Origin of the sequence: Oscillibacter sp. (genome assembly GCF_028693505.1) — a bacterium.
GTDB lineage: Bacteria > Bacillota > Clostridia > Oscillospirales > Oscillospiraceae > Oscillibacter.
The window spans coordinates 75,563-87,258 of record NZ_JAQUVF010000001.1 but is presented as its reverse complement, the minus strand read 5'-3'; the positions used below and the strand labels follow the sequence as shown (position 1 = coordinate 87,258).

Annotated in this window: 12 protein-coding genes; 6 read left to right on the top strand and 6 right to left on the bottom strand. The window is 60.2% G+C overall.

What is annotated here, in order from left to right:
• Positions 1-12: 12 nt before the first annotated feature.
• Positions 13-498, bottom strand: coding sequence for an acetolactate synthase small subunit (gene ilvN, locus PHI30_RS00415; protein ID WP_300022362.1), 486 nt, complete (start codon positions 496-498; stop codon positions 13-15).
• A gap of 12 nt (positions 499-510) precedes the next feature.
• Entirely contained in the window at positions 511-2,139 is a 1,629-nt protein-coding gene (ilvB, locus tag PHI30_RS00410; RefSeq protein WP_300022360.1) for a biosynthetic-type acetolactate synthase large subunit, read from the bottom strand.
• Positions 2,140-2,739: 600 nt separating this feature from the next.
• On the opposite strand from ilvB, the gene cdd reads away from it, so the two are divergent.
• Positions 2,740-3,147, top strand: coding sequence for a cytidine deaminase (gene cdd, locus PHI30_RS00405; RefSeq protein WP_300022358.1), 408 nt, complete (start codon positions 2,740-2,742; stop codon positions 3,145-3,147).
• Positions 3,148-3,225: 78 nt separating this feature from the next.
• On the opposite strand, the gene PHI30_RS00400 is transcribed toward cdd, so the two are convergent.
• A complete protein-coding gene (locus PHI30_RS00400; protein ID WP_300022355.1) occupies positions 3,226-3,888 on the bottom strand; it encodes a GntR family transcriptional regulator in 663 nt (220 codons plus the stop codon).
• Positions 3,889-4,179: 291 nt separating this feature from the next.
• Here PHI30_RS00400 and garR point away from each other — a divergent pair, with 291 nt between their 5' ends.
• The 3 genes from garR (at position 4,180) to PHI30_RS00385 (ending at position 7,884) form a co-directional block, all read left to right on the top strand.
• Positions 4,180-5,073 (top strand): 2-hydroxy-3-oxopropionate reductase, encoded by an 894-nt coding sequence (garR, locus tag PHI30_RS00395; protein WP_300022352.1) that lies wholly within the window; start codon positions 4,180-4,182, stop codon positions 5,071-5,073.
• Between the two features lie 18 nt (positions 5,074-5,091).
• Positions 5,092-6,522: a four-carbon acid sugar kinase family protein gene (locus tag PHI30_RS00390; protein ID WP_300022350.1), complete on the top strand. Its 1,431-nt coding sequence runs from the start codon at positions 5,092-5,094 to the stop codon at positions 6,520-6,522.
• A gap of 477 nt (positions 6,523-6,999) precedes the next feature.
• Positions 7,000-7,884, top strand: a complete 885-nt coding sequence (locus PHI30_RS00385) for a LysR family transcriptional regulator (protein WP_300022347.1) — start codon at positions 7,000-7,002, stop codon at positions 7,882-7,884.
• Between the two features lie 306 nt (positions 7,885-8,190).
• On the opposite strand, the gene PHI30_RS00380 is transcribed toward PHI30_RS00385, so the two are convergent.
• The 3 genes from PHI30_RS00380 to PHI30_RS00370 all read right to left on the bottom strand — a co-directional run bounded on the left by PHI30_RS00380 (position 8,191) and on the right by PHI30_RS00370 (position 10,349).
• Positions 8,191-8,757, bottom strand: a complete 567-nt coding sequence (locus tag PHI30_RS00380) for an ECF transporter S component (protein ID WP_300022344.1) — start codon at positions 8,755-8,757, stop codon at positions 8,191-8,193.
• Between the two features lie 114 nt (positions 8,758-8,871).
• Positions 8,872-9,279 carry a DUF3842 family protein gene (locus PHI30_RS00375; protein WP_300022341.1) on the bottom strand — a complete coding sequence of 136 codons (408 nt, stop codon included), beginning with the start codon at positions 9,277-9,279 and terminating at the stop codon, positions 8,872-8,874.
• Positions 9,276-10,349, bottom strand: coding sequence for a hypothetical protein (locus PHI30_RS00370; protein ID WP_300022339.1), 1,074 nt, complete (start codon positions 10,347-10,349; stop codon positions 9,276-9,278). The genes PHI30_RS00375 and PHI30_RS00370 overlap by 4 nt, the downstream gene beginning before the upstream one ends.
• 265 nt (positions 10,350-10,614) lie before the next feature.
• Here PHI30_RS00370 and PHI30_RS00365 point away from each other — a divergent pair, with 265 nt between their 5' ends.
• Both PHI30_RS00365 and PHI30_RS00360 read left to right on the top strand, forming a co-directional pair.
• Complete coding sequence (locus PHI30_RS00365) at positions 10,615-10,773, top strand: hypothetical protein (RefSeq protein WP_300022337.1); 159 nt, start codon at positions 10,615-10,617, stop codon at positions 10,771-10,773.
• A gap of 67 nt (positions 10,774-10,840) precedes the next feature.
• Positions 10,841-11,671 carry a deoxyribonuclease IV gene (locus PHI30_RS00360; RefSeq protein WP_300022335.1) on the top strand — a complete coding sequence of 277 codons (831 nt, stop codon included), beginning with the start codon at positions 10,841-10,843 and terminating at the stop codon, positions 11,669-11,671.
• Positions 11,672-11,696: the final 25 nt, after the last annotated feature.

Here is an 11,696-nt window from a genome sequence, read left to right as displayed (position 1 = left end):
TTGCCCAAGCACTCAAATTTTTCCCGCGCCCTTTTGCAGCGCGATCACGCCGGTGCGGACCACTTCCAGAATATTAAACTTTCGCATCATCTCCTGAAACGTATCCAGCCGGTCCGGCGTATCGGAGACCTCCATCGTCATGGAGGTGGTTGAAACGTCCGACACCTTGGCCCCGCAGATATCGCAAAGCGTCATGATGTCCGGACGGGTCTTGGCATTGGCGCTGACCTTCAAAATCATCAGCTCCCGGCCAATGAAGGTCCCCTCGTCCAGCGTGCGGACCTTGATGACCTCCACCAGCTTGTTCAGCTGCTTTTCCACCTGCTCCACCACGCTGTTGCCGCTTTCCACAATAATGGTGATGCGGGAGATGGCGGGGTCGTCGGTCACGCCCACCGCCAGAGAGTGGATGTTGAACGCCCGCCGGGAAAAGAGGCTGGTGATGCGGTTCAAAACACCCGCCTGATTCTCCACCAGGACGGAAATCGTCTGTTTCATGACCAAACCTCCTCAATCGTTGGTGGAAGCGGTGGGCGCCACCCGGGCGATCAGCAATCCCGCGCCCGGCGCAGCCAAAAACCGATCCAGCGTCCGCTCCACATCGCCGTCGGACTCCACGTACATACTGGGAATTCCATAGGCCGCCGCAACGGCCGCAAAGTCGGGGCTGCCATCCAGCTCCACGCCAAAGGGACCGTGGTAGGGGGGCGTGCTTTGGATCTGATTCACAAGGCCCAGCACCCCGTTTTGGATGAGCACGATCTTGAGGTCCATGCCCCCGGCGCGGACAGCCGCCAGCTCGTTCATGGCCATTTGGAAGGAGCCGTCCCCGCAGATGACCACGGTCTGCCGCTCCGGCTGCGCGGTCTTGACGCCGATGGCCGCCGGCAGCGCATAGCCCATGGTGCCAAGGCCGCCGCTGGTGAGAAAGCGGCACCCGCCCAGCCACAGGTGGCGGCAGGCCCAAATCTGGTTTTGCCCCACATCCGTGCACACCGCCGCGTCCGGCCGCAGACGCTGCCCCAGACACTTCATCAGAAGCCGGGGTGTGACGCTGCCGCTTTGAAGCGGCTCCTCCCGGGAAAGCTCCTCCTCGCGGCGGCTGCGAAGGGCGGCGACCCAGTCCTTTGCGTCCACGGAAAGGTCCCGCTCCAGCAGCTGGTTTAAAATGACCTTCGCATTTCCCACCAGCGGCAGCTCCGGCTGGATGTTCTTGCCGATCTCCGCCGGGTCCACGTCGATGTGGATGGAGGGCATCCGGCGCTTGATCTCGTCGGGGGAGAGGATGGCCCGGTCCGCCACCCGGGTCCCGATCATGATGAGCAGGTCGGACTTGGCCAGCGCCTTGTTGGCGCAGACATTGCCGTGGCTGCCGATCATGCCCATGTTCAGCGGATGATCGGTGGGCAGCAGGGAAAGGCCCATCATGGTGGTGACCACCGGAATGCCGGTGCGCTCGGCAAACGACAAAAGCTCCGCCGCCGCGTCCGCCAGAAACACGCCGCCGCCCGCGCAGATCACCGGCTGCTTTGCGCGGGAGATGGCCTCCACCACATGGGCGATCTGCTTGTCGTTTCCCCGGACGCTGGGGTGGTAGCCCCGGATGTCCACCTCGCTTGGAAAGGAGACATCCGCCATCTGCTCCTGCATGTCGATGGGGATATCGATGAGGACCGGGCCGGGCCGCCCCGAGGCCGCGATGTAAAAGGCCTCCTTCAAAATCCGGGGCAATCTGGCGGCGTCCTTTACCAGATAGCTGTGCTTGGAAAAGGCGGAGACGGCGCCGGTGATGTCCACCTCCTGAAAGATATCTCTTCCCAGCAGATGGGAGGGCACCTGCCCGGTGATCGCCACCATGGGGATGGAATCGAGATAAGCGGTGGCGATGCCGGTGATAAGGTTTGTGGCCCTGGGTCCGGAGGTCACAAGGCACACGCCGACCTTTCCGGTGACCCGGGCATAGCCGGAGGCCATATGCCCCGCGTTCTGCTCCGTCCGCACCAGCGTATAGCCGATCTCCGGCGCAGCGCGCAGTTCATCTACAATCGGGCAGATGGTGGCCCCGGCATAACCGAAAATCTGACTGACGCCCTCCCGGCGCAGCCCTTCCACCAAAATCTGTGCTCCAGTCATCTCCATTTTTTGCAGCCCCCTTTGGCATGTTTCCCTCCCCGGGGAAGGATTCGGCCCGTTTTTTTCTTGCAGTGAAAAGAAAAAAGCCTGTGGTTCGTTGGTCGAACCACAGGCTTTTGGGTGTTTTTGCAATCCTCCGGTTATGCGGCCTTTGCAGCCTCAAACCGATTGCCTTCCGCCCCGCTCCAGGTATGACCAATCGCACTATTCTCTTCCCGTACCAGAAGTACCAGGACCAGAATAATGTGCAGAGTCATAATGGAAATGAGAGCAGAGAGCATCATCATGGAAAAACCTCTTGTTTTCTTGGATGGGTTTCATTATACAAGCCGGTTCGTCAAAATACAATGAAAACCTGTTTCTATGCCGTTTCTTTGTATCCTTGCTGAAACATGTCAGAAATGCTTTTACATTCTTTGTAAGAAATATCTAAATTTTGCATGTTTTTCGCCCGTTCGTCCCCACCCGTTGTATCTTAAGACGCTCAGACAACGCACCGGCGCTTTTGCCCGGTTGCCACCGCCGGACCTTGCATTTTTTCCGTCGGGCGGATATGATAGAACCATCTATACCCGTAAAGATCATGTCCGTTAGGAGGGACCTTTTATGACCCGTGAAGAACTGAAGGCGGCGGCCACATCCATGCTGGAGCGCGCTTACTGCCCCTATTCCCACTTTCCCGTGGGCGCGGCGCTGGAGTGCGCGGACGGCAGCGTGTTCACCGGCTGCAACATTGAAAACGCCGGATATTCCCCCACCATCTGCGCCGAGCGGACCGCCGTTGCCAAGGCCGTCAGCGAAGGGCGACGGGATTTCGTCCGCATTGCGGTGGCGGGCCGCAGCGAGGATTTTTGCGTCCCCTGCGGCGTTTGCCGTCAGGTGCTGCAGGAATTTGCGCCGGACATGGAGGTCATTTGCCTCAATGGCAGCGGGGAGGAACTGGCCCTGCCCCTCAAGGCGCTGCTGCCCTATGGCTTTGACCGCTCTCTTTTGCCGGATGCAGGGAAGCCGTGAGGCCTTCGCGGAGCCGCGCGCGGCAAACCCTTTTTCGATAGTCTCAGGCGGAGCACCGCAAAACGGTGCTCCGCCTTTCTATATCCGCTCCCCCAGCACGATATCCCGGGAGGCTTCCATGTGGCGGCGAACAGCGGCAAAGGCCGACATGTCGTCTCGTCCTTCGCAGGCACACACCGCCTCCAAAATCTGGCGGTGCTCCGCAAGAGCCACCTCCCGCCGGTTGGGGCTCAGGAAGCTCTGCCTGGCGATCACGGACATGCGATAGTGATAGCTTTCAAACAGCTGGAGAAATTCCGGATTTTCCGCAGACTCCACCACCACGCGGTGAAAGTCCAGGTCCGCCGCCCAATAGTCGTCAATGGACGCACTGCGGCGCAGCGACTCCATCCGCTCCACGCCCCCACGCAGCGCCTCCACCCGGGCGCGGCCCGCGGGAGAATCCTTGCTGTGGGCAAGGTGCAGCACGCAAAACCCCTCCACCGCCGTGCGCAGCTGGTAGGTCGCCCAGATATCCTCCGCCGACATGCGATGAAGCCGAAACCCCTTGCTGGGCAATATGTCGATGAGCTTTTCCTGATTCAATCGCACCAGCGCGTCCTTCACCGGCGTCCGGGAAATTCCGATGGCAGCCGCCATCTTCGTCTCGGAGTAGATCTGATCCTCACACAGCGTCCCGCTGACGATCTGCTCTTTGATGTGGGCGTAGGCTTCCTCCTGCAAAAACCGATATCCCGCCACACGCACCCTCCTTCGCCCTGTTTTTTGACCCCCCCAGGGTCTGTCTATGGGCTATCTTACCAGAATACCGGGATACCGTTCAAGGGTAAATCTACCGAAAAGGAAACATTTTTTTGTTAAATACGCTGATTTCTTTCTATTTTATAGGGAGTCCGCTTTTTTCTCTTGACCGGTATACCGGTATACGATATACTGTCCGCAGAAAGACGCAATGTCGGCAAACGTTGCGCAACGCGCCAAATTACGCAGGCACAAAGGCCGTTTGCCCAAATGATGCAGGAGGGTACTAGAATGAGTAAGGTTGGTTTTATTGGTCTTGGCATTATGGGTCGCCCCATGGCGACGAATCTGGTGAAGGCCGGGCTGGACGTGATGGTCAGCGACCTGAATGGCGACATTGTCCGGGAGCTTTGCGCCATGGGCGCATCCACGGGCACCTATGCGGAAATCGCCACAGCGTGCGACCGCATTGTCACGATCCTGCCCACCGGCGCTATCGTCCGGGAGGTCCTGTTCGGCGAAAACGGCATTTCTGCCGCGCTGACGGCGGGCAAGGTGGTGTGCGACATGTCCAGCGTCACGCCCGGGGAGTCTCAGGAGTGCTATCGGCGGCTGAAGGCGCTGGGCGTCGGCTTTGTGGACGCCCCCGTCTCCGGCGGGGAGCCGGGCGCCATTGCCGGTACGCTGGCCATCATGTGCGGCGGCGACGAGGCCGATTTTGCGCGGATGAAGCCCGTGTTCGACGTTCTGGGCAGCAGCGCGCTGCTGATCGGCACTTCCGGCGCGGGCAGCGTCACGAAGCTTGCAAACCAGATCATCGTAAACCTGAATATCGCCGCCGTGTCCGAGGCGCTGGTTTTGGCCTCCAAGGCCGGTGTGGACCCCATGAGGGTCTATCACGCTATTCGCGGCGGCCTTGCCGGCAGCACCGTGCTGGACGCCAAGGCGCCCATGATGTGCCGGCGGGACTTTACCCCCGGCGGCACCGTGCGGGTAAACCACAAGGACATCAAAAACGTGCTGGCCACCGCCCACGAGATCGACGTGCCCCTGCCGCTGACCGCGCAGCTCTTTGAGATCCAGCAGGCGCTGAAGGTGGGCGGTCATATGGACGACGACCACGCCGGGTATGTGCAGTACTTCGAGCAGCTTGCCGGCGTCACCGTCCGGTCCGACGAGCGCTGAGTGCGGGGAGGCGGAGCCATGGAACAGACCCTTCACGCGGACATTCTCTCCTCCTTTCCCGCCGTGAACGAGGCGGCGGTGGACGCCCTTTTGCGCTCGGAAATCGCGGCGAGCTCCACGAAATTTATCGTTCTGGACGACGATCCCACCGGCGTCCAGACCGTCCACGACGTCTCCGTGTATACGGACTGGTCTGTGGAGAGCATGGAAAGCGGCCTGCGGGAGGAGGGGAAGCTTTTTTATATCCTCACCAACAGCCGGGGATTGACGGCGGCGGAAACCACCGCCGTCCACGAGGAAATCGCCGCGAATATTGCCGCAGCGGCAAAGGCCACGGGGCAGTCCTACCTCATCATGAGCCGCAGCGACTCCACCCTCCGGGGCCATTTTCCGCTGGAGACGGAGCTTTTGCGCCAGGGCATGGAGCGGGCGGGGCGACGGGTGGACGGCGAGATCCTCTGCCCGTTTTTCAAAGAGGGCGGCCGGTTTACCATCGGCAACACCCACTACGTGCGCTACGGCGACGAGCTGATCCCCGCCGCGCAGACGGAATTTGCCAAAGACCGCACCTTCGGCTATACCCACTCCGATCTCCCCGGCTATATTGAGGAAAAGACCGGCGGCCGGTTTTCCGGGCAGGATGTGGTCTGCATTTCGCTGCAGGAACTGCGGCGGCAGGACTACGACGGCATTGCCGCCAAGCTGGAGCAGGTGAAAAACTTTAACAAGGTCTGCGTGAACGCGGTGGATTACTGCGACGTGAAGGTTTTTGCCGTGGCGCTGTACCGGGCCATGGCCCGGGGAAAGACGTTCCTTTTCCGCACGGCGGCGGGCCTTGTCAAGGTGGTGGGCGGCATCAGCGACATTCCGCTGCTGCGGCGTGAGGACATGGTCAAAAGCCCCACCCGCACCGGCGGCGTGGTGGTCGTTGGCAGTCACACCCAGAAAACCACCGCCCAGCTGGAAGCGCTCTTGGCGCTTCCCTGCGTGGAGGCCATTGCGTTTCGCAGCAGTCTCGTGCTGGAGGGCGACGCGGCGCTAAACGGTGAGGTTTCCCGCTGCTTGGCGCTGGAAGAGGCCGCCATCCGCGCGGGGAAGGTCGCGGTGTGCTTTACCGAGCGGACGCTTTTAAACGTGGACAACGACACGCCGGAAAGTGCCCTGCTGCGCAGCGTCAAAATCAGCGACGCCGTGCAAAAGCTGGTGGGGCAGCTGCAGGTAACCCCCGCCTTTATCGTGGCCAAGGGCGGCATCACCTCCAGCACCGTGGGCACGCAGGCGCTCCACGTGAAAAAGGCCAACGTACTGGGCCAGATCTGCCCCGGCATTCCCGTGTGGCAGACCGACGAGGCCAGCAAATTCCCCCAGATTCCCTACGTGATCTTTCCGGGAAACGTGGGTGGTGTGGAGACGCTGCGCCAGGCGGTGGAGATTCTGACGCAAGCATAAGCACGCGCCAAACCCCCAATCTCATAAAAATATTCTCAACGGCGGCAGTCATGACGATTTTTTATGGCTGCCGCCTTTCTCTTTTAGAGGGTTCGGGAGGGGTTCCAACAAGATTGGCGTACAGCCGCCGCGCCATCGCGGCAAAAAACGTGCGAACTTCCTGTTTATCGGGCAGATTATGCGCATAACGCAAAGCTAAGGCATCCCTGTTTCGCTAACAGGGATGCCTTAAAAACATTTTTATTGGAGGAGCACCAAAGCGGGCGTCCCTCTTTCTTACTGTTCCGTTTGGGCGGTCAGCTCCGTTTCGCAGCGCCTCCCGCTCATCGGGGCGGACCTCATAGACCATAATTTTTAAAAAGCTCCCTTTTTCTGCCTGTTGATAACTGTTTGCCATTCAATAAGGAAATATTCTCGATTGCAACCGGTAGTTTTTGATGCTAAAATAAGGAAAAGTTATGAGCGGGGAGGGCCTCCATGAATCTCAATCAGTTGAAATATTTTGTGGCGGTGGCGGAGCAGCAGAGCTTTACCCGGGCCGCCAACCAGTACTACCTCTCCCAGACCGCCATCTCCCAGCAGGTCCGCTCACTGGAGGAGTCCATCGGCGTCCAGCTCTTTGACCGGGACAGCCGCCCGGTGTCTCTGACCCCGGCGGGCAGCGTGTTTTTTATGGAGGCCAAGACCATCCTCTCCCGGATGGACACCGCGCTGGAGCGGGTGCGGGACGCCTCCACCGGACTGGTGGGCACCTTGCGGGTGGGGTACACGAAGGGGTATGAGCGCAGCGACCTTTCCAACAAGCTGCGCGCGTTCCATCTGGAATATCCCAACGTGCTCATCACCTGCTACCGCTGCGACACGGACGTTTTGGCGGCGGGCCTTTTGAACGGGGAATTCGACGTGATCTTCACCTGGGACAGCACCAACATCCGCACGGAGGCCGTGGAGGTGCAACTGGTGGAACGGGTGCCGCTGGTGGTGGCCCTCTACGGCAGCCATCCCTTCGCCCAGCGCACCGCCCTCCACCGCACGGAGCTCAAAAGCGAGACCATCCTTTACATGTCGCCCTCCGCCACCGGCGATTCCTACGGCGACTCCTACTTTCTGGCGCTGTATCGGCAGGCGGGGTATCAGCCCAACATCCTCCTGCGGTCCAACGATGTGGAGAGCATTTTGATGATGGTGGCGGCGGAGGAGGGCATTTCCATTCTGCCCGCCTACTGCACCGCGAAGCTGACGAACGCGGACAATCTGGTTTTTGTGCCGCTGGTGGGCGCGGAGGAGGCGGAGGAAATTCTCGCGGTGTGGCGAAAGGCGGACGAGACCCCGCCGCTGCGGCATTTTGTCTCGCGGCTGTAGCGATTTTCATGGGGTGGAATTTTATGAAAAACGGAGCCTGCATGTTGAATGCAGGCTCCGTTTGCATGTCGAAAAAGTCTCACAGAGTTTGCCGCCGACGCGGCAAAAAAATTCAAATCCGTTTTTCACGGCGGCGTGTACGTCGTGGAAAACACTTCTCGGCTTGCAAGTGTGGGTTTTGACCGCCTGCGGCGGCCAAAACCTGCGCGCGGCAGGCCGCAGCCACTTGTCGAAAAAGCCCAAAGGGCTTTTTCGACAGTCTCAAGGAGCCTGCATTTTGAATGCAGGCTCCGTTTGCCGTTTCATTTACTTTTGGATATACCCGGCCTTCTGCAAGGCCATGACCAGCACGGGGATGAGCAGGATGTGGACGATGATCCCGGGCACGGCGTTGATAAATGCCCCGGCAAGAAACGCACCCCACGTGAAGGCGGCGCCGGTGACGCCGGAGAGCACCACCTGCACGATTCCCCAGACGATGCGGCCCACCAGCATGGCGCCCACCAAAGAGACGTAGATATTGACGGTCTTTTTGGGCAGACGCGCATACAGCAGCCCGGCGACCAGACCGTATGCCGCCAGTTCAAAGCTCATGGCAAGTCCCGTGGGGAAGATGGGGGGCATGCCAAAGAGGACAAAGCGCAGGGCCGGGGCCACAGCGCCCACTGCTACAGCCCACCACGGGCCGCACAAAAAGCCTGCCAGAAGGACCGGAATATGCATGGGGCTCAGCGCGCTGCCGATCTGGGGGATCTGGCCCGTTAAAAACGGCAGGACCATGCACAGCGCCAGACAAATTCCGGCGGAAACCAGCTGGCGGACCAAAGATTGCGGCGCTTTTGCCGCGGCTTCGTTTGCAATCGGATGACTCATTTTAAAAATTCTCCCTTTCAGATGATCTGCCGTCTTGAACGGGAGGCGCGCCTTCGTTGGCGCGATTCAGATGGAATCGCAAGAAATCAATATCAAACCGGCTTGACCGGAACATTACGGACACAAGGTGGCAAGCAGCTCCACGGCCTCCTCCATCAATCGGGAGAGCGAGAGCGGCTGAATACCGGCCACCAGATTGTTGCAGTGGTTCACAGGCAGCAGCAGCTTTTTTGCCGCGCTTTGTCCAATGGCCACCGCCATGGCGGGCGTAATTTCCCCCATGAGGGAATCTGCGGCGAGAATGCCGATGGGGCCCACAATGACGTCTGCGGTGCGGCAGGCCACCAGCACCGGGTTTTCTCCCGTGGCGCCGGCCTCCGCCCCTGCCTTGAGCATGGCGGACGTGGCAATGCCGTTGGTGCCCACGGCCACGATCTCACAGGGAAGCGCCGCAGCCTTGGCCCGCTCGATGAAAAGCTGCCCCATACGGCCGCTTTGCCCGTCGATCACAACGACTCTCATGCCTCCACCTCCAGAATCATGTCACAGCGCCCCGCGGGGTCCATCTCCGTGAAATAGGCCTGCTCCAGGGGAATCCACCGGGAGAAAAACCGCTCCTGCATCTCCGGCGTGTTGCGCTTTTCAATGCGGGCGCGCTGCAACGCCGGAGAAATCCGCAAAACGGCGGAAAGATCGTACGCGTCGGCAAGGTCCGGGTGCAGACTGTATGCCCCCTCCACAACGGTCAGCGCCTTGGGCGCCGTTTCCGCCGGTGCAAGCAGACTCTGGGTCTGGCAGTCATACCGGCGGTACCGGACGGGAAGTCCCTGCCCCAGCGGGCGCAGCACCTCTTCCAAAAAGCGCTCCCGGTCCACATTGCCGCCGGGCTGCGCATAGCGCTCCGGCGTACGCTGCTCCGGGCGCAGGAAGAAGTCGTCCATATGAAACACGTTGCAATCGTAAATCTGCTCCAAAAGACCTGCCAGCGTGGTCTTTCCGCTGGCGCAGCAGCCCTCCAGCGCCACCAGAACTTGGGACTGTTCCGCCATCTTGCGGTCGATGCCCGCCAGCAGCGGCAAAATCCAGAGAAACTCCCGGGAAATCACCCGGTAGGCAGGGTGATAGGCGTTCCGGAACGCCTCGGAGTGGTGGCAGGCGGGAAAGCCCTCACGGCGAAACGTCTCCGCTGCCTGCGCCGTTTCCGCATAGGAAACGGGCAGCTGCCCGTCTCGTGCAAGCGCCAGCAGGATGTCCACCTTTTCCGAAAGCAGCTCCGCCGTGCCCACAGGCGCCTTGGCAGAGAGCGCGAACAGGCGAAATAAGGTCCGGGGCGTCATGCCCTTCTCTTGCAGATACTGCAAAGGCAGGCGGCAAAAAGCGCCATCCAGCAGCTCCGGCAACGCGTCCCCGTCCCCGGGGAGGGTCGCCGCCTCCTCTTGAATGCGGCAAATGCCGCGCTCCTCATCGCTCACAAAATGGCCGCAGCCAAACACGCTCTGGTGCAGTCCCTTCAAAAGGTCCTGCGGGCAAAGAGCCGGATAGCGCGCACACTGCCGACGCAAAAAATCAATGGTAGCTTGTTTTTGACTCATGAAACCCCTCGCTCTTTGCGCAATAGCTTTCCGATACCGTATTTGCTATCATACCACGCCGGCGGCCAGGCAGGCAAGGGCTGGGACAAAAAACCTTTGAAATTTTCAAGGTTTTCCCTTTTTATCCCCGCTCCGCCCTGTTTATTAATTATTTTTGAATTTTCACTGTCCGTCGACAAATTTGGACAGGAAACGTCCCTGATTTTGTGTATGATAACGACAGTTTCTTCAACATCTGGTGTTTACTTCAGAAAGGATGACTGTTATGGGCAGTATTTCAAAAGAGTACCTCTTTCTTTTCAATGCCATTACCAACACGGAAAAAGACCTGGAGCATTTACGTCAGCAGCTGATTGACGCGCAGCGGCAAGCGGAGGAAATGTTCCTGGAGGAGCCGGCGGACGGAGAGGAGCCGGCAAACTAGTGTTGCATTTGCGGGAGACAGCAGCCGTAGCGGTGTGGTATTCTGAAAAAAAACACAGGAGGCTGCCATGCTGCACATTGGATGCCACCTCTCCTCCTCCAGAGGCTTTGCCGCCATGGGCCGGCAGGCGCTGGAGCTGGGGGCGGATACCTTTCAGTTTTTCACCCGCAATCCCCGGGGGAGCCGGGCCAGGGAGCTGGACACGGCGGACGCCGCCGCCCTGACGGCGCTGCTGCAAGCGCATCAGTTTGCTCCCATCCTTGCCCACGCGCCCTACACGCTGAATCTTTGCAGCGCAGAGGCGCAAACCCGGGCCTTTGCCCGGGAGACCATGGCGGACGACCTGCGCCGCATGGAATTTCTGCCGGGGCAGTACTATAACTTCCACCCGGGCAGCCACGTGGGGCAGGGGATGGAGGCAGGCATCGCCTTCATTGCCGAGGCGCTGAACGCGCTGCTGACGCCGGACCAGTCCACCACCGTCCTGCTGGAGACCATGGCGGGCAAGGGCAGCGAGGTGGGCGGCCGATTTGAGGAGCTGCGGGAGATTCTAAGCCGGGTGACACTGCGGGAAAAGGTTGGGATCTGCCTGGACACCTGCCACGTCTCCGACGCCGGGTATGACATTGCCGGCGATTTAGACGGCGTTCTCTCGGAGTTTGACCGGGTGGTGGGGCTTTCCCATCTGAAGGCCGTCCATCTCAACGACAGCAAAAATCCCCTTGAGAGCCACAAGGACCGCCACGCGTGCATCGGCGAGGGGACCTTGGGACTGGAGGCTCTTGTCCGGGTGGTACGCCACCCTGCGCTGCAAGCCCTGCCCTTTTGTCTGGAGACGCCAAACGAGCTGCCGGGCTACGCAAAGGAAATCGCCCTGCTGCGCAGCCTATCCGAATAACGCCCGCATCAAAGGAGCAAGGCCC

Coding starts and splice junctions, on each gene's coding strand:
- ilvN (WP_300022362.1), bottom strand. CDS start 498: ATGAAACAGACGATTTCCGTCCTGGTGGAGAATCAGGCGGGTGTTTTG.
- ilvB (WP_300022360.1), bottom strand. CDS start 2,139: ATGGAGATGACTGGAGCACAGATTTTGGTGGAAGGGCTGCGCCGGGAG.
- cdd (WP_300022358.1), top strand. CDS start 2,740: ATGACCCGTGAAGAACTGAAGGCGGCGGCCACATCCATGCTGGAGCGC.
- garR (WP_300022352.1), top strand. CDS start 4,180: ATGAGTAAGGTTGGTTTTATTGGTCTTGGCATTATGGGTCGCCCCATG.
- PHI30_RS00390 (WP_300022350.1), top strand. CDS start 5,092: ATGGAACAGACCCTTCACGCGGACATTCTCTCCTCCTTTCCCGCCGTG.
- PHI30_RS00385 (WP_300022347.1), top strand. CDS start 7,000: ATGAATCTCAATCAGTTGAAATATTTTGTGGCGGTGGCGGAGCAGCAG.
- PHI30_RS00380 (WP_300022344.1), bottom strand. CDS start 8,757: ATGAGTCATCCGATTGCAAACGAAGCCGCGGCAAAAGCGCCGCAATCT.
- PHI30_RS00375 (WP_300022341.1), bottom strand. CDS start 9,279: ATGAGAGTCGTTGTGATCGACGGGCAAAGCGGCCGTATGGGGCAGCTT.
- PHI30_RS00370 (WP_300022339.1), bottom strand. CDS start 10,349: ATGAGTCAAAAACAAGCTACCATTGATTTTTTGCGTCGGCAGTGTGCG.
- PHI30_RS00365 (WP_300022337.1), top strand. CDS start 10,615: ATGGGCAGTATTTCAAAAGAGTACCTCTTTCTTTTCAATGCCATTACC.
- PHI30_RS00360 (WP_300022335.1), top strand. CDS start 10,841: ATGCTGCACATTGGATGCCACCTCTCCTCCTCCAGAGGCTTTGCCGCC.